At 56.7% G+C, this 18,482-nt stretch carries 15 protein-coding genes and 1 pseudogene; 11 read left to right on the top strand and 5 right to left on the bottom strand.

The window, feature by feature from the left end; genetic code table 11:
* Positions 1 to 170 precede the first annotated feature (170 nt).
* The 3 genes and pseudogenes from gsiC to ACN28Q_RS04625 form a co-directional block, all read left to right on the top strand.
* Complete coding sequence (gsiC, locus tag ACN28Q_RS04635) at positions 171 to 1,091, top strand: glutathione ABC transporter permease GsiC (RefSeq protein ID WP_095845265.1); 921 nt, start codon at positions 171 to 173, stop codon at positions 1,089 to 1,091.
* A gap of 9 nt (positions 1,092 to 1,100) precedes the next feature.
* Complete coding sequence (gene gsiD / locus ACN28Q_RS04630; protein WP_095845264.1) at positions 1,101 to 2,006, top strand: glutathione ABC transporter permease GsiD; 906 nt, start codon at positions 1,101 to 1,103, stop codon at positions 2,004 to 2,006.
* Between the two features lie 99 nt (positions 2,007 to 2,105).
* Positions 2,106 to 2,264, top strand: a pseudogene (locus tag ACN28Q_RS04625) (ABC transporter permease subunit); the annotation flags it as partial.
* Between the two features lie 218 nt (positions 2,265 to 2,482).
* Here ACN28Q_RS04625 and ACN28Q_RS04620 read toward each other — a convergent pair.
* The 4 genes from ACN28Q_RS04620 to ptrR form a co-directional block, all read right to left on the bottom strand.
* Positions 2,483 to 3,382 carry an SDR family oxidoreductase gene (locus ACN28Q_RS04620; protein WP_095845263.1) on the bottom strand — a complete coding sequence of 300 codons (900 nt, stop codon included), beginning with the start codon at positions 3,380 to 3,382 and terminating at the stop codon, positions 2,483 to 2,485.
* A gap of 150 nt (positions 3,383 to 3,532) precedes the next feature.
* Entirely contained in the window at positions 3,533 to 4,375 is an 843-nt protein-coding gene (fghA, locus tag ACN28Q_RS04615; RefSeq protein WP_095845262.1) for an S-formylglutathione hydrolase, read from the bottom strand.
* 15 nt (positions 4,376 to 4,390) lie between these two features.
* Complete coding sequence (locus ACN28Q_RS04610; RefSeq protein ID WP_095845261.1) at positions 4,391 to 5,515, bottom strand: S-(hydroxymethyl)glutathione dehydrogenase/class III alcohol dehydrogenase; 1,125 nt, start codon at positions 5,513 to 5,515, stop codon at positions 4,391 to 4,393.
* Between the two features lie 86 nt (positions 5,516 to 5,601).
* The gene (gene ptrR, locus ACN28Q_RS04605) at positions 5,602 to 6,510 is read right to left on the bottom strand and encodes a putrescine utilization regulator PtrR (protein WP_095845260.1); all 909 of its coding nucleotides are present in this window, start codon (positions 6,508 to 6,510) and stop codon (positions 5,602 to 5,604) included.
* A 109-nt stretch (positions 6,511 to 6,619) separates the two neighbouring features.
* On the opposite strand from ptrR, the gene ACN28Q_RS04600 reads away from it, so the two are divergent.
* The 7 genes from ACN28Q_RS04600 (at position 6,620) to ACN28Q_RS04570 (ending at position 13,737) form a co-directional block, all read left to right on the top strand.
* Complete coding sequence (locus ACN28Q_RS04600; RefSeq protein WP_095848914.1) at positions 6,620 to 7,777, top strand: YbfB/YjiJ family MFS transporter; 1,158 nt, start codon at positions 6,620 to 6,622, stop codon at positions 7,775 to 7,777.
* 334 nt (positions 7,778 to 8,111) lie between these two features.
* Positions 8,112 to 8,774, top strand: a complete 663-nt coding sequence (gene folE / locus ACN28Q_RS04595) for a GTP cyclohydrolase I FolE (protein WP_095845259.1) — start codon at positions 8,112 to 8,114, stop codon at positions 8,772 to 8,774.
* Positions 8,775 to 9,176: 402 nt separating this feature from the next.
* Positions 9,177 to 10,373, top strand: coding sequence for a DUF418 domain-containing protein YeiB (gene yeiB, locus ACN28Q_RS04590; RefSeq protein ID WP_095845257.1), 1,197 nt, complete (start codon positions 9,177 to 9,179; stop codon positions 10,371 to 10,373).
* A 214-nt stretch (positions 10,374 to 10,587) separates the two neighbouring features.
* The gene (locus ACN28Q_RS04585; protein ID WP_095845256.1) at positions 10,588 to 10,992 is read left to right on the top strand and encodes an ExbD/TolR family protein; all 405 of its coding nucleotides are present in this window, start codon (positions 10,588 to 10,590) and stop codon (positions 10,990 to 10,992) included.
* 4 nt (positions 10,993 to 10,996) lie between these two features.
* Complete coding sequence (locus tag ACN28Q_RS04580) at positions 10,997 to 11,725, top strand: energy transducer TonB (RefSeq protein ID WP_095845255.1); 729 nt, start codon at positions 10,997 to 10,999, stop codon at positions 11,723 to 11,725.
* Between the two features lie 97 nt (positions 11,726 to 11,822).
* On the top strand, positions 11,823 to 12,479 hold the full coding sequence (locus ACN28Q_RS04575) for a MotA/TolQ/ExbB proton channel family protein (RefSeq protein WP_095845254.1): 657 nt from the start codon (positions 11,823 to 11,825) through the stop codon (positions 12,477 to 12,479).
* Positions 12,472 to 13,737 carry a phospholipase D-like domain-containing protein gene (locus ACN28Q_RS04570; RefSeq protein ID WP_095845253.1) on the top strand — a complete coding sequence of 422 codons (1,266 nt, stop codon included), beginning with the start codon at positions 12,472 to 12,474 and terminating at the stop codon, positions 13,735 to 13,737. The genes ACN28Q_RS04575 and ACN28Q_RS04570 overlap by 8 nt, the downstream gene beginning before the upstream one ends.
* Positions 13,738 to 14,171: 434 nt before the next feature.
* On the opposite strand, the gene ACN28Q_RS04565 is transcribed toward ACN28Q_RS04570, so the two are convergent.
* Complete coding sequence (locus tag ACN28Q_RS04565) at positions 14,172 to 16,412, bottom strand: TonB-dependent receptor family protein (protein ID WP_095845252.1); 2,241 nt, start codon at positions 16,410 to 16,412, stop codon at positions 14,172 to 14,174.
* Between the two features lie 1,020 nt (positions 16,413 to 17,432).
* On the opposite strand from ACN28Q_RS04565, the gene mglB reads away from it, so the two are divergent.
* Positions 17,433 to 18,425, top strand: coding sequence for a galactose/glucose ABC transporter substrate-binding protein MglB (gene mglB, locus ACN28Q_RS04560; RefSeq protein WP_095845251.1), 993 nt, complete (start codon positions 17,433 to 17,435; stop codon positions 18,423 to 18,425).
* Positions 18,426 to 18,482 lie beyond the last annotated feature (57 nt).

The raw sequence follows: 18,482 nt of genomic DNA, 5'->3' as shown, positions 1-18,482 counted from the left end.
CTCCCATTGGGAGAGGGATGGGGTGAGGGAATACCACCGTATACGCAAACAATCATCCGTCGCGCCCTCTCCCATTGGGAGAGGGTTGGGGTGAGGGAATACCACCGTATACGCAAACAATCATCCGTCGCGCCCTCTCCCATTGGGAGAGGGTTGGGGTGAGGGAGACTATGCTTAATTATTTTCTTAAACGCCTGCTCGGGCTTATCCCAACGTTACTTATCGTGGCGGTGCTGGTGTTTCTGTTTGTCCACCTGCTGCCGGGCGATCCGGCGCGCCTGGCGGCCGGACCAGAGGCCGATGAGGCCGTTATCAACCTGGTGCGCCAGGAGCTGGGGTTGGACAAACCTTTGCCGATGCAATTTATCCACTATTTTGCCAACGTATTGCAGGGCGATTTCGGCACCTCTATTGTTTCCCGGCGCCCGGTGAGTGAAGAGATCGCCACGCGTTTTATGCCCACCCTGTGGCTGACGGTAACCAGCATGGTGTGGGCCGTGATCTTCGGGATGGCGATCGGCATTGCCTCCGCCGTATGGCGCAACCGCTGGCCGGACCGTATCGGCATGACGCTGGCGGTATCCGGCATTTCCTTCCCGGCGTTTGCGCTGGGGATGCTGTTGATGCAGATTTTCTCGGTTAATTTGGGCTGGCTGCCGACGGTGGGGGCAGATACCTGGCAGCACTACATTCTGCCTTCCATTACCCTGGGGGCCGCGGTGGCGGCGGTGATGGCGCGCTTTACCCGCGCTTCGTTCATTGATGTGATGCAGGAAGACTACATGCGCACCGCGCGGGCCAAAGGCGTGCGTGAAACCCGGGTGCTGCTTAAGCATGGGCTGCGCAACGCCATGATCCCGGTAGTGACCATGATGGGGCTGCAGTTCGGTTTCCTGCTGGGCGGCTCGATCGTGGTGGAAAAAGTGTTTAACTGGCCGGGGTTGGGGCGTTTGCTGGTGGATTCGGTGGAAATGCGTGACTACCCGGTGATTCAGGCGGAAGTGCTGTTGTTTTCGCTGGAATTTATTTTGATTAACCTGTTGGTGGATATGCTGTATGCAGCGATTAACCCATCCATTCGCTATAAATAGGGGCGCTGCATGATCAATTGGCGCAGAAACGCCGCACTTAAGGCGATGCCGCAGATCGACCCGAACGCAGTGCGCACGCCGTGGCACGAGTTTTGGCGCCGCTTTCGCCGCCAGCACGTGGCGATGGTCGCCGGCGTCTTTGTCTTGTTGCTGCTGTTGGTGGCGGTGTTTGCTCCGTATCTGGCGCCTTACGACGCGGAAAACTACTTTGATTACGATCGCCTGAATCAGGGGCCCTCGCTGGTGCACTGGCTGGGGGTGGATTCTCTGGGGCGCGATATTTTCAGCCGTATCCTGATGGGCACGCGTATTTCCCTGCTGGCCGGCGTATTTTCCGTACTGGCTGGCGGCGCCATCGGCACCATGCTGGGGCTGCTGGCTGGTTACTATGAAGGCTGGTGGGATCGTATTGTGATGCGGGTTAGCGATGTGCTGTTCGCGTTCCCGGGTATTCTGTTGGCCATCGGCGTGGTGGCGATCATGGGCAGCGGTATGGCCAATGTGGTGGTGGCCGTGGCGATTTTCAGCATCCCGGCGTTTGCGCGCCTGGTGCGCGGCAATACGCTGGTGTTGAAGCATCAAACCTATATTGAATCGGCGCGCAGCATTGGCGCGGCGGATTCGACCATCATCTTGCGGCATATTCTGCCGGGCACCATTTCTTCGGTTGTGGTGTATTTCACCATGCGGATCGGTACTTCGATTATCGCCGCGGCCAGCCTGTCGTTTCTTGGCCTGGGCGCCCAGCCGCCAACGCCGGAATGGGGGGCGATGCTTAACGACGCCCGTGCTGATATGGTGATGGCGCCGCACGTGGCGCTTTTCCCTTGCCTGGCGATATTTTTTACCGTGCTGGCGTTTAATCTGTTGGGCGATGGGCTGCGTGATGCGCTGGATCCGAAGCTGAAGGGGTAGCAGCCCCTCACCCTAGCCCTCTCCCCCAGGGAGAGGGAACCGCCCGCCGTCGATGGCTGGTCGGGGTGTTTTCCTATCAGTTCGATGTGCTCTTTCCCGGCGGATTCGACCATCATCTTGCGGCATATTCTGCCGGGCACCATTTCTTCGGTTGTGGTGTATTTCACCATGCGGAGCGGTACTTCGATTATCGCCGCTGCCAGCCTGTCGTTTCTTGGCCTGGGCGCCCAGCCGCCAACGCCGGAATGGGGGGCGATGGGCTGCGCGATGCGCTGGATCCGAAGCTGAAGGGGTAGCTGCCCCTCACCCTAGCCCTCTCCCACAGGGAGAGGGAACCGCCCGCCGTTGATGGCTGGTCGGGGTGTTTTCCTATGGGTGGCGAATGAGAAATAGCGAGCTTTAGTCGCCATATATCAAATATGGGCACTATCAGCTCCCTCTCCCTGCGGGAGAGGGTTGGGGTGAGGGAGGGGGAATTAAGACAGCGGCTTGCCGCCGGTGACGCCGAACACTTCAGCGCTGATATAGCTTGATTCCTGCGAAGCCAGAAACACATACAGCGGCCCCAGCTCTGCGGGTTGGCCGGCGCGTTTGAGCGGCGTGTCGCTGCCGAAGCCCGGGATATTGTCGGCCAACTGCCCGCCGCAAATCTGCAGCGGCGTCCATACCGGCCCTGGCGCAACCACGTTAACCCGAATGCCTTTTTCCGCCACCTGCTGCGCCAGAGCGCGGCTGTAGGCAATGATCGCGCTTTTGGTGGCGGCGTAATCCAGCAGGAAGCCGCTTGGCTGGTAAGCCTGAATGGATGACGTGGTAATAATGCTGGCGCCGGCCGGCAGATGCGGCAGCGCGAATTTGCTGATCCAAAACAGCGCGAACACATTGGTTTCGAAGGTTTTGCGGAACTGCTCGCTGCTGAGATCGGCGATGTTTTCCACCGCTACCTGCTTGCCGGCCACCAACGCTAGGATATCCAGGCCGCCCAATTGTTGCTGCGCCTGCTCCACCAACCGTTGGCAAAAGTGTTCTTCACTGATGTCACCCGGTAGCTGCACCGCCTTCTGGCCTGCGGCTTCCACCAGTTTCGCTACCTCTTCAGCGTCTTTTTGCTCTGCGGGCAGATAAGACAGCGCCACGTCCGCCCCTTCGCGGGCATAGGCAATCGCCGCCGCCCGGCCGATGCCGGAATCCGCTCCGGTCACCAACGCTTTGCGCCCCTTCAGGCGGCCCGTGCCGCGATAGGTTTGCTCGCCGCAATCCGGCTTTGGCTGCATGTCGGCGGAAATACCGGGGGCGGGCTGGTATTGTTTCGGGTAGGCGTCGTGTTTGTACTGGGTGAGTGGATTCTGAAAGGTGTACTGATCATGATGTGCCATAGCGACCACTCCTTTTTGCTCAATTAATGGCGTTCAAGAGTTAAGGTTAGTTAACCACAGCGAGTTTTCCAGTTTTTAATCTGGTGTTAAACCGTTTCTGTTAGCATTAAAAACTGTGAAAAAGGGCGCCGTCAGCGGCGCCCGGAGGGATTAGCGGAACAGGTGTTCGGCGTGAAAACGCAGGTGATCTTCGATAAAGCTGGCGATAAAAAAGTAGCTGTGATCGTAACCGGGCTGGATACGCAGCGTCAGCGGCCAGTCGTGCTGGCGCGCAATTTCAGCCAGCTTGGCCGGCTGTAGCTGATCGGCCAGGAACTGATCGCTATCGCCCTGATCCACCAGCACCGGCAGCTTTTCCTGGCCGTTAGCCAACAGGTGGCAGCTGTCGTACTGCAGCCACTGGCTTTCGTCATCGCCCAAATAGGCGGCGAAGGCTTTACGCCCCCAGGGCACCTGGCAGGGGTTGACGATAGGGGCAAAGGCGGAAACCGAACGGTAGCGCTGTGGGTTACGCAGCGCCAACATCAGTGCGCCGTGGCCGCCCATCGAATGACCAAAAATCGACTGACGATCGGCGATGCTGAAATGCTGGCCGATCAACGCCGGCAGTTCGCTGCTGAGATAATCATACATGCGATAATGCTGGTTCCACGGCGCCTGGGTGGCGTTCAGGTAAAACCCGGCGCCCTGGCCCAGATCGTAGCCGGCATCGTTGGGAACATCGTCGCCGCGCGGGCTGGTATCGGGCATCACCAGGATGATGCCCAATTCGGCGGCGATGCGCTGGGCGCCCGCTTTCAGCGTAAAGTTCTCATCATTGCAGGTCAGCCCCGACAGCCAGTACAGCACCGGCGGCGGGTTTTCATCGCGCGGCGGTGGCAGATAGATGCTGAAAGTCATGGTGCAATTCAGGCTCTGCGCCGCATGGCGATAGCGTTGTTGCCAGCCGCCGAACATACGGTGCTCTTCGAGAAGCTCAGGTGACGCACTCATCTGTCTGCCCCCTAATCAGTTGCCGAAATGGATGACAGAGCGGATCGATTTGCCTTCATGCATCAAATCGAACGCTTCGTTTATCTGCTCCAGCCCCATGGTGTGGGTAATGAAGTCGTTGAGGGCGAATTCGCCATCCAGATAGCGCTGCACGATGCCCGGCAACTGTGAGCGGCCCTTCACGCCGCCGAAGGCAGAACCGCGCCACACCCGGCCAGTCACCAATTGGAATGGGCGGGTGGCGATCTCTTCCCCGGCGCCGGCGACGCCGATAATCACTGATTCGCCCCAGCCTTTGTGGCAGCATTCCAACGCGGAACGCATCACATTGACGTTGCCGATACACTCAAAAGAGAAATCAACGCCGCCGTCCGTCAGTTCGACAATCACTTCCTGGATCGGTTTGTCGTAGTCTTTCGGATTGATCAGATCGGTGGCGCCTAGTTTGCGCGCCAGATCGAACTTACTGGTATTGATATCAATACCGATAATGCGGCCCGCGCCGGCCATTTGCGCGCCGATAATGGCGGAAAGGCCGATACCGCCCAAACCGAAGATCGCCACGCTATCGCCGGCCTTCACTTTGGCGGTATTCAGCACGGCGCCCATCCCGGTGGTGACGCCGCAGCCCAGCAGGCACACTTCTTCCAGCGGGGCTTCTTTGCTGATTTTCGCCAGCGAGATTTCCGGCACGACGGTGTATTCCGAGAAGGTGGAGGTGCCCATATAGTGGAAAATCGGCTGGCCGTCCTTGAAGAAGCGGGTGGTACCGTCCGGCATCAGGCCTTTGCCCTGGGTTGCGCGGATGGCCTGGCACAGGTTGGTTTTACCGGATTTACAGAATTTACACTCGCCGCATTCTGGGGTGTAGAGCGGGATCACGTGATCGCCGACGGCGACGCTGGTTACCCCTTCACCGATAGCTTCAACGACGCCGCCGCCTTCATGGCCGAGGATCGCCGGGAACACGCCTTCAGGATCTTTGCCGGAAAGGGTGTAGGCATCGGTGTGGCATACGCCGCTGGCGACGATCCGCACCAGCACTTCGCCTTTTTGCGGCGGCATCAGCTCGACTTCTTCGATCTTCAGCGGCTGGTTGGGGCCCCAGGCCACCGCAGCGCGGGTTTTGATCATCTCCATTATACTCTCCTCGTGGGTATAAACGTGGTACTTGCAGGTGAATGGGCTCAGCGTGCTGACGCCCTGCGTATTGCCGGCCTTGTTACTCAGGCCGGTTCGGGTTGTTCAATGTCGTCCGTACCGCCCGGCACGGTTTCGTTCTGTTCGATAATCAGCTGTTTTAATTCGCGCACGCTTGGGCCGAATGCATCGCGGCGCCACAGCAGCCAGGTTGCCGTTTCGGCAATTTCCGCCGGCAGGGTATGTACCAAAACCCGTTCATGGCCGGGCAGCAGGCTGAGCACGGAGTGGGGGATCATCGCCAGCCCGGCGCCGCTGGCAACGCAGGCCAGCATGGCGTGGTAGGACTGGATTTCCATGATCGGCCCCGGCAGCGCGCCATCCTGCCTGAACCAGGATTCCAGCCGCAGCCGGTAGGAACAGCTGGAGCGGAAGGCAAACAGCGTTTCGCCAGTGGCGTCTTGCGCACTGTGGATTGGCGGGTGATCCAAACTGGAGATCACCACTAAATGTTCGCTGAAGGCGACGCAGCCGTTGAGTTCGTCATGTTGGTGAGGGCCGTCGACCAGCGCCGCCGCCAGTGTGCCGGTGCGCACCTGTTCCGTGATTTCGCCGGAGGTGCCGGTGGTGAGCGAAAGCGACACCTGCGGGAAGCGCTGGTGATAGGCCGCCAGCAGGCTGGGCAAGCGCGTGGCGGCGGTACTTTCCATCGAGCCAAGGGCAAAGTTGCCGGCTGGCTCGCCGGAGTGGGCCATATTCATTGCCTCTTCGCTCAGCGCCAGGATGCGCTGGGCGTAGCAGAGAAAGTTATGGCCGGTCGGTGACAGGCGCAGGCGCTGTTTTTCACGGATGAACAGATCGGCCCCCAGCTCTTGCTCAAGCTGGCGCAGGCGGGTGGTCAGGTTTGACGGCACACGGTGCAAAAGCTCAGCGGCGCGGCTGACGGAGCCGGTTTCCGCCACATGGCAGAACATACGCAGTTGGGTAAGATCCATGGCTTTCTCTTTTCGTGATTAACTTTTTAACTATTATTCATTTTTCGTGAGTGTAATGTTGCTGCATGATACTGGCAACTTCTTTTTTTGCGATAACGAGATATTGGCTATGGCGTTAAAAATTGCACTAAGTGGATTTATTGCCTTGGTGGTGGCGATGGGGATCGGCCGTTTTGCCTTCACCCCGCAAGTGCCGTTGATGATTACCGAACACCAGTTCACGTTGACCGGCGCCGGGATCATTGCGGCGCTGAATTACCTGGGTTACCTGTGCGGCGCTTATGATGCGATGCGCGCCAACCGCCGGGTAGAGCTGCGCCTGTGGCTTGGGCTGTGGGGCGCGGTGGCGTTAACGCTGCTTTCTGCTCTGGCGCACGGGGTGTGGTGGCATGCGGCGATACGGCTGGCGGTTGGCTGGGCCAGCGGCTGGGCGATGGTGATGGTGGCCGCCTGGACCAATGAGCGGCTTGCGCACTATGGCCGCCCGGCGCTGAGCGCAGCGGTGTTTGCCGGGCCGGGGGCCGGGATATTTATCAGCGGCATGCTGGCGGTGGGGGTTAACAGCCTGCGGCTGGATGCCGCGCAGGCCTGGCTGTTATACGGCGCGGTGGCGTTGCTGCTGGTCGGCGTTATCAGCCTGTATCTACCGCGCAGCGGGGAGCTGCACCGGGCAAATAGCGTGCAGACGCCGCTGGTTTTGACCCCGGCGCTGAAACGCCTGGTTTGGAGCTACAGCCTGGCGGGGTTCGGCTATATCTTGCCGGCGACGTTTTTATCGCAGATGGCTGCGGTGCGCTTTCCCGACAGCCTGTTTGCGCAGTTTGTCTGGCCGGTGTTCGGTGCGGCTTCGGTGCTGGGCATTGTGATCGGTATTCTGACGCGCCACCGGCTCACCAGCCAAAGCCGGCTGGCGATCACGCTGTGGGTACAGGCGCTCGGCATACTGTGCGCGGAAGTGATACCGGGCGTTGCGGGCCTGGCGTTGGGCGCATTGTTTACCGGCGGGGGTTTTCTTTCCGTGGTGCAACTCGCCTTGCAGCATGGCCGTGAACTGGCGCCGCACCATGCGCGCTATATGGCCGGTTTGCTGACCACCGGTTACGCGGTGGGGCAACTGGTGGGGCCGCTGCTTTCGGCGCTGTCGACCAGCCTGACCCACCGGCTGGAGCCAGCGCTGTACGTGGCGATGCTGGGATTAGTGGCGGCCGGGCTGCTGGTGGTGAATACCCCTGCGCGGGCCTTGGCTGGCAAAATGGAAACGGAATAACTGGGGTTAGCCCTATAAAATAGAGGGAATATCGTGGATTAATATGTAGATATTTCACCTGTGGATGAAACACTATCACTGGCTAAACGCTTCACTCTCATCTACAGTGGAGGCAAAATCTTGACCGGGTTCACGCTATTGGCAATGAAACCCCAGCAAAGATGAAGAATTAAGACCCCGCCAATCCAGCGTGATCGTCGTCGGTGTTTTTACTCTGAACCGCGCAAAATAACCGTGGTATGCCCAGCGGTATATTTGCGTTATCAATGGGTTCAGTGAATAAATACCGGCCTGGCTGCTAGGGTTGCGGGGGCGGCCCGCTGGAGAGATACACATGACTACATTAAGTAACGAAGCTGTCCAGGTTCACGCTGCGTTGGAAGCGCGTGGGCTGGAAACCCCATTACGCGGGGAGATGTTGGATGGTGAAACGCGTAAACGTCGTATTAAAGAGCACATGACGGAAATCATGCAATTGCTTAATCTCGATCTATCTGACGACAGTTTGGCGGAAACCCCACATCGCATTGCCAAAATGTACGTTGATGAGATTTTCTCTGGCCTGGATTATGCCAATTTCCCGAAAATCACGGTGATCGAAAATAAAATGAAAGTGGATGAGATGGTGACGGTGCGTGACATCACGCTGACCAGCACCTGTGAACACCACTTTGTGACCATTGACGGTAAAGCCACCGTGGCTTATATCCCGAAAGATGCGGTTATCGGCCTGTCGAAGATTAACCGTATCGTGCAATTCTTTGCGCAACGCCCACAGGTTCAGGAACGCCTGACCCAACAGATTCTGGTGGCGCTGCAAACGCTGCTTGGCACCAACAATGTGGCGGTATCGATTGATGCCGTGCATTATTGCGTGAAAGCACGCGGCATCCGCGATGCAAACAGCGCGACCACCACTACCTCGTTGGGGGGGCTGTTTAAATCCAGCCAGAATACCCGCCAGGAGTTCCTGCGCGCGGTGCGCCACCATGGTTGATCGCCTGGCCCCTCACCCCGGCCCTCTCCCCAAGGGAGAGGGGGCGCAGGGTTTGGCATCGGATAAAGATTGGCCCGGCCGGTTCCCTCTCCCAAAGGGTGAGGGGAAAGTTCTGGATATTGGCACGGTCGGCTCCCTCTCCCCAAAGGTGAGGGGAAGGTTTTGGATATTGGCACGGCCGGTTCCCTCTCCCCAAGGGTGAGGGGAAAGTTCTGGATATTGGCACGGTCGGCTCCCTCTTCCCAAGGGAGAGGGGAAGGTTTTGGATATTGGCACGGTCGGTTCCCTCTCCCTGTGGGAGAGGGTTAGGGTGAGGGCCAAGGGAGGGCCAAGGGCCAGAACATCAACACCAATAACAGGCGCCTGCGGGCGCCTGTTTGCTAACGGGAAGACAACGGCAATATGACGAGTCACACCACCACGGCGCCGTTGCCGCGTATTGCAACGCTTGACTGTGTGCGCGGCATCGCCATCCTTGGCATTTTGCTGCTGAACATCAGCGCCTTTGGTCTGCCGAAGGCGGCCTATCTCAATCCCGCCTATCTGGGGTTACCTTCGGTGCGTGATACCTGGGTCTGGGCGCTGTTGGACGTGTTTGCCCAGGCTAAATTTCTGGCCATGTTTGCCCTGCTGTTCGGCGCTGGCTTGCAGATGTTGCTGCCGCGCGGCAAGCGCTGGATACGTGCGCGTTTGTCCTGGCTGGTGCTGTTCGGGCTGGGGCACGCGATTTTTCTGTGGGACGGCGATATCCTGCTGGCCTATGGGCTGATTGGCCTGGTGTGCTGGCGGATGATCCGCGAGGCGAAAGATACCTTCACGCTGCTGAAAACCGGGATCGTGCTGTACCTGATCGGCGTGGCGGTATTGCTGCTGCTAGGGCTGATTTCGCAAAGCGGGCCGGGCAACTTCTGGCTACCGGATACCGCCCACCTGCAGTATGAGAAATTCTGGAAACTGCAGGGCGGGATGGAGGCCTGGCGCAATCGGGTGGATTTGCTGTCTTCCAGCCTGTTGGCGATCGGCGCCCAGTACGGCTGGGAACTGGCGGGCCTGATGCTGTTTGGCGCCGGCCTGATGCGCAGCGGCTGGCTGCGGGGCGCCTACTCGCTGGCATATTATCGGCGCCAGGCGGCATGGTTAATACCGCTTTCACTGGTGATTCAGATCCCTGCGGTGGCCCTGCATTGGCACCTGGCATGGGATTACCGCTGGAGCAGCTTCTTGCTGCAGGTGCCGCGTGAGCTGGGCGCGCCGCTGCAGGCGATGGGGTATCTGGCGCTGTGTTACGGGTTCTGGCCATCGTTGGCGCGCCTGCGCATCAGCCGCTGGTTGGCGCAGGTGGGGCGCATGGCGTTGAGTAATTATCTGCTGCAGACGCTTATCTGCACCACGCTGTTCTACCGCTTTGGGCTTTATGACCGTTTTGATCGTCTGCAACTGCTGGCCTTTGTGCCACTGGTGTGGCTGATTAACCTGCTGGTTTCTCACCTTTGGCTGCGCTATTTTCGCCAGGGGCCGATGGAGTGGCTGTGGCGCAAGCTCACGGAAATGGCATCCGGCGAGCCGGGGCAAAGGCCGTCTGATCCTACCCATGGATAGTGGGCAGGTTGCTAAGTGAGTAAACCCTCAATCAGAGGGTGTTTATACTCTTGATGCTTCACCGCACAATTCACACCTCGCTTTTCACGCTACCGCTCTATAGAAATTCTTTCATATAAAAGTCAAAAAAATAAAACAAAGGCTCCTTATATTTATTCTTTTATTGGTTTTTAGCCTGTCATATTTAAAACACCAAGCGTTAAGAGGGAAGTAAATGAGAACCTGGAACGAGCCCAAGAAAAATAAAGCACATATTGAATTAATTCCGATGATCGACGTCATGATGTTTTTACTGGTGTTTTTTGTTTTGATCAGTATGAACGTTATTCCAGCTCACGGCTTGAAAACGCAGTTGCCTGCGGCGAGTAGCGCTCAGGATCTTAAACCGCAGAAGAAAGCCATCGTCACGATCAGTGAACCGGATTTGCTGCAGTTGGACGGTCAATCCGTACAGTTGAGCGAATTGGTCAATGTGCTCAAACAGCAACAGACGGATAACCAGCCCACGACAATCATCGTGAACAGCGATAAAGGTGTCTCAGTTGAACGACTGGTGGCCGTGATGGATAACCTGCGCCAGGGCGGATTTTATTCTGTTTCTATCGCCACCCGGAAATAATGATATGTATTTGCTCTATCGTGTACGCCATATCATTAGCTGGTTACCCTTGCCGGTTATTGTTATCTGCCTGATATTGAACAGCCACCAAACGGCTATCAAAGTCAGCCCCCACTACGATGACACCGTTATGACACTGGCCCTGGCTGAACCAGAGCCTGAACCGCAACCGGAACCGCAGCCAGAACCTGAACCAGAGCCTGAACCGCAGCCAGAACCGGAACCTGTGCCAGTGGTTCCGCAGCCGGTGGCTGAGGTGGCGCCCGCGCCAAAACCACGCCCCAAACCGACGCCAAAGAGCGCGCCAAAACCGCGCCCCAAACCTGCAGTCAGCTCGCCCAAAACCGCACCGGTTAAGGCGCCGCCGGAAACGCTCCGTTCGGAGACCGCCAGAGTACCGGTCCCGGCTGCGCCACGCGTGAACGTGCAGGCGATAGAGAATGGCTATATCCAGGCGCTGCGGGTACAGCTTGATCGATCCAAACGGTATCCGACCGGACGCCAGGTTTCGCTGGAGCGGCCGGAAGGGATCGTGGAGGTCTGGCTAGAGGTCGATCGCTCTGGGCGAGTGGTTAATTCAGGCATAAATACCAGGGCGCGTAGCATGCTGCTTAACCGTGCCGCCGACAGCAGCCTGCAGAGTATTAAACAGGTTAAGCCATTTCCCGCTGATGCATTCGCCGGGCAGAACACCAAGCGGTTTTTAGCCACGTTCAATTATCAGCCACAGTGACCCTCGGTTTCTGCCGGGGCTCAATAAACAATACGTCATAACGACACATTCGACATATTACGCCGTTCCGATAGGACGGAAACGAAAGGGGATTATTATGAATGCCAATTTACTGCACGAAATTATTTTCTATGTCATGTATGCCTCGCTGGTGACGGCACTGGCGATTATTATCGAACGCGGGTTATATTTCGTTTATACGCGCCGTCAGGCTCTGTTGCTGGAGAGCGCTTTGACGGCGGATGTTAAGCGCGTGCTGGATTTGCCCGCCAATCTGAGAAAGCGCAATAGCTTGCCGCTGCAGATTATTGCACCGGTGCTGGAGGTGAATCATCAGACCAGCGATCGTGATGCGATCAACGATCAGATCGATGCGCAGTTCCTGCGCAGCAAACCCCTGCTGGCGCGTGGTTTGTGGCTGCTGGAAACCATTGTCACCGCCGCGCCGCTGTTGGGGCTATTGGGCACCATTATGGGGATTATAGAAACCTTTAAGGCATTGTCCGCTGCCGGCATTTCCGATCCGGCGCAGGTTTCCTCTGGCATGGGTACCGCTCTGTACGCCACCGCATTGGGTATCGCTATCGCTTTGGTGTGCCTGCTGGGCAATAATTTTCTGCAGAACCGCATGGAAAATATTAACGAGATGTTGAAGGTCTTATTGATCCGTGCCGGTATGCCTAACGTTGGTGCGCGTAACTCGTCGGCGCCTTCGGAAGTCGAAGTCAAGGCGGTGGTAACCGACTATGTTTGAGCAACGTAATGGTCGGCCAACAGGGCGCAGGCGTAAGTGGAACACGCTGATTACTGGAGGTTTGCTGATTTTTAGTCACACGGTTTGGGCGGGATTTACTATTCCTGGCTATGAATTGGTTTACACCGCACCGACGGAAACGACGCTTAACGCTGACGATTTGCGTCAGCCGGACGAGGTGTGGAAACAGCTGTTCGACGGAGCACAGCATTCGATCTCGCTGGGCGAGTTTTATGTTGCCGATCGGCCTGGATCGAAACTTGATAGCGTGCTGCAGCACCTGCGCAAGGCTGGCGAGCGAGGGGTTAAAATCCGCTTGTTGCTGGAAGAAAAAGGTGTGCGTATTTCCACGCCGGAAACCCTTGAGCAGTTGAAGATGATTCCCGGTTTTGAGCTGCGCATCATTCCGTACCATAAACTGAGTGGCGGTATTCTGCACGCCAAGTATATTCTGGTCGACGGCAAACAGGCTTATATGGGGAGCCAGAATCTGGACTGGCGTTCGCTGGAGCACATCCATGAAACCGGCCTGCTGATCAGCGATCCGGCCGTTGTCGCACAAATCCAGGCTATTTTTGAACAGGACTGGCAGGCGCAGCAGGCACTGGCACAACAGCAACCTGTTCCGCGGCCGTTGGCTGCTCCCACTGAACCGACGCGTCCCGACAATTATCTGGTTGCCAGCCCTCGGGAGTTTAACCCTGCCGGCATTCTGGATTCGCAGGCCGAATTGCCCCGCCTGTTGGCTGAGGCGAAGCAGCGGGTACGGGTTCAGGTGATGGATTACGTGCCGCTGTCATATGGCGCGGAGCACACACGGCCTTATTACGCAGTGATCGATACCGCACTACGCAGCGCGGCGGCGCGCGGCGTGCAGATTGAACTGATGGTTGCGGACTGGAGCACCAAACAGCCTAACATCAGCTATCTGAAGAGCCTGGCGGTATTGCCTAACGTGCATATCAAAATCGTCACGATCCCGCAGGCCAGTAGTGGATTTATTCCCTTTGCCCGCGTGCTCCATAGTAAGGTCATGACCATTGATAAACAGAAAACGTGGATCGGCACCAGCAACTGGAGCGGTGGCTATTTGGATAACTCGCGCAATATGGAGATGATCCTGAACAATGGCGCTATGACTGCCCGAGTGGATAAACTCTACGAACAATTGTGGAACAGCCCTTATGCGCAGCCGCTGCGTATCGACTATGACTATCCGACGCCCGTGCCGGGAGGCACCAGTGAAGGGCTGAAGTAAACGAATCGTTTTCCTGGTGCCTTCCGCTGCGGTGTTATCCCCGTCGGAAGGTATCTTGGCAGGGCTATCCCGCCGCGTTTAATCCCCTCAATGTGTCCCTCTCGGTTTTATCGCATGCGCCTGTCAATGTGCCGCGTGGCATTGTCAGTTTGTTCCCTCCTTTATTTGCGCCATGGTTAGTTCCCCTGTTGATATCAGAAGATAACACGCGATACCTGTTGCGTTTTCTAGAGGGGCAGCCAGATAGCCGGAAGCGCAGGGCAGAATAAACGATCGCGGCCGACGCATCAGCAGCCTGAAGTCTCACAGAGGATGATTCGCAGCTGTCTTTCCGGGAGTGTAGGCCAGTATGCTGGTTTTGCGGGCTGGTAGCTAAGTGGGCTGAAAGGCTGACCGCCTCAAGCTATGCGGGAGGCGGTCAGAAGGGGGAGATATTAGAACGAGGCTTCCAGCGATACGCTATAGGTCCGTTCTTCGCCTACGTTGTAATAGGCGGTTCCCGCGGAAACGCCGCCGTAGCTTTGCGCGTTAATCGGGATGGTGCGTGCCGAGCTCAGATACTCTTTGTCGAACAGGTTGTTAATGCCAAAGCGTAGCGTTGCGCTCTTGATGATCTTCTTATCTACCGGTAGGTGCACGCCCGCCGCCAGATCGACTACCGTGCGCCCGCTGATCTTCTCGTTGTTGGCCATATCGCCGTAGAAGGAGCTGACGTACTTACTGCTGATGCTGCCGTAGTAGAGGCTATCATCGTAACCCAGGGACAGATTGAGCAGGCTCTTCGGCACGTTGGGCAGTTGCTTGCCGCTGGTCGGCATCGCTACGCCTTTATATTCCACGTCCTGCTTTTGCTCAGAATCGGTATAGGTGTAGGACGTGTAGTAGTTAAAGTTGTGTGGCAGATTGCCGCCCCACTCCAACTGCAGCCCCTTACTTTCCACGTTGCCGGCGTTGATCATCTCGTATGAGCCGTCCGGTAGTGAACTGGAAATCTGGCGATTGCTATAGCGCATATAGAACAGCGAGGCGCTCAGCAGCATGTCTTCATTCTGAAAACGATAGCCCAGCTCGTGGTTCCAGCTCATTTCCGGCGCAAGGCTAATGGAATCGCCTTTATTGTAGAGTACGTAGTTTTGCGGCGTACGCATGTTGCGCGTCAGGTTATAGAACGCCTGATTTTGCTGGTCGATCTTGTAACTTATGCTGAAGTTAGGCAGCCATTCACTGTAGCTGGATTTGCGCTTCTCTGGTGCTTCGGTCAGGCTGCCGTAGTTGGTACCGTCACGCTTCACGTTTTGGTAAGCCAGGCCGCCGACCAGCGTCCAGTCTGGCGAGACAAACCAGGTATCCTGCAGCCACACTTTCTGTGCCGGAGTGATGGTGAAATAGTTGCGCCCTTGTACCGTATTGCCGTTGGCGTCAGTAAACTGATTAGAAGCGCCTGGCTCTGCCCATACGGTGCTCGGGTTGCCGTCCTGCTGGATGGTGGTATACGGCTGGGTCTGGCGTTGACGCGCGCGCTCGTACCAGTAGCCCAGATCCAAACTGTGCTGCTCGTTGATATCCCACTTCAGCTTGCTGGTAATACCTGGGCGCCAGGTCTGGGTCCAGGATGGGCGGTAGAAATAGGTTCTGTCGCTGCTGAGGTTGCTAAGATCGTATTGGTCCGCCGTGCTGCTCGACGAGGTCAGGTACGATGCGGAAGGGCTGGCGCCGCCGCCGTTGCCCCAGTAGTAGTAAGGCTGCAGCGTCAACGCCAGGTTGTCGCGCAACTGCAGCTTCTGGGTAAAGGACAGCGTCAGGTTTTCAAACGGGTTGCGGGCCAGCTTGTAGTAGCTGCTGATCTGTCCGTTGTTGTAGCTCGGGGTGTCGCTTGAGTCGTAACGACGGCCGTGAGTATCGAAATCCTTCTTGCTCATCGTGTAGTAGCTGATGTTGTCCTGGCGGTGGTATTTGACCACCAGGTTGCTGGAGTTGCCGTTATCATCCTCATAGTTCGAATTCAGTTCGAACTTGTCGGCATACTGCCGCCCCTCGCCGCGCCACTTTTTTGCCTCGGTGTGCGAGTAGGAGATCCAGTTGCTGAAGCCGTTATACTCGCCGGTATCCAGCCGCGCGAAGGTTTTGCTCAGGTTGTTGCTGCCTATCGTCTGTTTGAGGAACCCGCCAAATTCTTTCGCCGGCCGGCGTGTCACCAGGCCGATGTTGCCGCCGCTGGAGCCAATGTGCGGGCCGTCCGCCTCAGAAGAACCCTGAGTGACGAAAACTTCTTCGATATTTTCAGGGTCGCCTAGCAGGTTAGGGTAGAGCGCATAGTTGCCTGAGTCGTTCACCGGGATGCCATCCATCGACAGGCCCACCTGATCGGCGCTCATGCCGCGCATGGTGAAGTCCAGACCGCCCAGACCGGTGGAGTCATTGCTGTTGACGTTGATGCCCGGCGTGTACTTGAGTTTATCGACGGCATTGGATGTGCCGGACATTTTCTCCATTGCCTCTTTGGTTACGGTGGAGCGCGCTTTGGCGCTCTCTTCTTGCACCATTTGCCCACCGCCCAGTGACTGCCCTTGGACGTTTATTGTGCCTATGTCGGTGCCGTCCGCTGCTTGCGTCGTGTAGGAAAGCAGCGCGGACATCACCGCAATATATACCCCTGAACGATTGAAATGTTTCATCATTATTTCCCGTATTATCTCGGTGCTTTAACAAACCCGGTAATTGAGCGTAACGGCAACTCGTTTTTATTTTCTCCGGTGAACGCTTAGTCCGGAAAAGGCCGTACCTCGTTGATGCTTTATCTGCTGATGAACGCGCGATGGCGCCATCTGTGCTGGTATCTGGCTACCACGCAGGAAGCCAGTACGCATCCGATGCGATCCGATCCGTTTTTTCTTCGTGTCTCATGTCCGTTACGTCTGTGGTGCTTTATGGAGATAGAAACACCAGAACTATAAAGTGGGTTTATTTACCTTTTCTTACATAAAGGTGACGTTATTTTCACAATTAAATGTCATGAAGAATTTTTTCTTTCGGCTTAGGCGTTAGGGCGCGTAAGGGAGCCGGACGGCGCGGGAAGCCGCCGTTCGCATATCTTCCTCTGCTGACTTTTTTGGGGCGAAGTAATGAAGGTTATTGTTTGGTGCCGGATGGTGAAGCTCATCACCGCAGGAGTGCGTTTTCTCCGACGGCAGGGGAGACAAACCGAGAAAGAATACGTGGGATCACCGCCAAATATACTCTGCTAATCGTATTAGCCTTGCCAACGCGAAAAAGAAAACGCTATCACTTTTTCGCCGTGGTACTGCGCAGTGGTTGTCGTGCTGTTAACAAAAAAATTACATTAATGACTGGCTGCAGGCGGCGGGTTTTTGCTGTGCTTCGTCATTACCAACCTGCCGCTGAAATTCTGCCGGGCTTTGTCCTGCGCCTCTCTGCTTTCTTGACCTGCGCATTTTCTCCGGCGCCAAAAGTTGCATGCCGCAAGAGTGTGGCACCGGTCACTCCCTGAACATTTCGCGTGATGTAACCGTTTCCAATCTGTGAGAAATTTCACAGATCGTCAACATCTTTCAGGCATAACATGCAGCCAGGATAGCGGCACCTTAATTTTCTCTTGCCAGACTCCGCTGGCGCCACGCTGCCGGTGGCAACTGGCCTGATACCGAGCAAGACCCTACACAACCCGGAGACAGAAAATGAATAAAAAGGCGTTTACCCTGGCCGCATTAGCCGCCTGCATGATGTTCGGGGCTGCCGCACATGCCGATACCCGTATTGGCGTGACCATCTATAAATATGACGACAACTTTATGTCCGTGGTGCGTAAGGCGATTGAGCGGGATGCGAAAGCCGCGCCGGACGTGACATTACTGATGAATGATTCGCAAAACGATCAGTCGAAACAAAACGATCAGATCGACGTGCTGATCGCCAAGGGCGTTAAAGCGCTGGCGATCAACCTGGTCGATCCGGCCGCTGCGCCCGTGGTGATCGACAAAGCGCGGGCCAACGATGTACCGATCGTGTTTTACAACAAAGAACCCTCCCGCAAGGCGCTGGACAGCTATGACAAAGCTTATTACGTCGGGACGGATTCCAAAGAATCCGGCGTGATCCAGGGCCAATTGATCGCCAAACACTGGAAAGCCAACCCCGCGTGGGATCTGAACAAAGACGGCCAGATTCAGTTTGTGCTGCTTAAGGGCGAACCGGGCCACCCGGATGCAGAAGCGCGCACCACCTACGTGGTGAAAACCCTCAATGAGCAGGGGTTCAAAACCCAGCAACTGCAGTTGGATACCGCCATGTGGGATACCGCACAGGCGAAAGATAAAATGGACGCCTGGCTGTCTGGCCCGAATGCGAACAAGATCGAGGTGGTGATCGCCAACAACGACGCGATGGCGATGGGGGCGGTTGAAGCGCTGAAGGCACACAATAAGGCCAGCATCCCGGTATTCGGCGTGGATGCGCTGCCGGAGGCGTTGGCCATGGTGAAATCCGGCGCAATGGCCGGCACTGTGCTCAACGATGCAGAGAACCAGGCCCGCGCTACCTTTGAACTGGCGAAGAACCTGGCCGCCGGCAAACCTGCCGCCGAAGGTACCCAATACACCATCGACAATAAAGTGGTGCGTATTCCTTACGTTGGCGTTGATAAAGATAACTTGTCTCAGTTTGTGAAATAAATCGATACCCAAAATAATTCGAGTTGCAGGAAGGCGGCAACGCAGCGAATCCCTAGG

Origin of the sequence: Gibbsiella quercinecans (assembly GCF_002291425.1) — a bacterium.
Taxonomy (GTDB): domain Bacteria; phylum Pseudomonadota; class Gammaproteobacteria; order Enterobacterales; family Enterobacteriaceae; genus Gibbsiella; species Gibbsiella quercinecans.
This window is presented reverse-complemented; position numbering and strand designations above follow the sequence as displayed.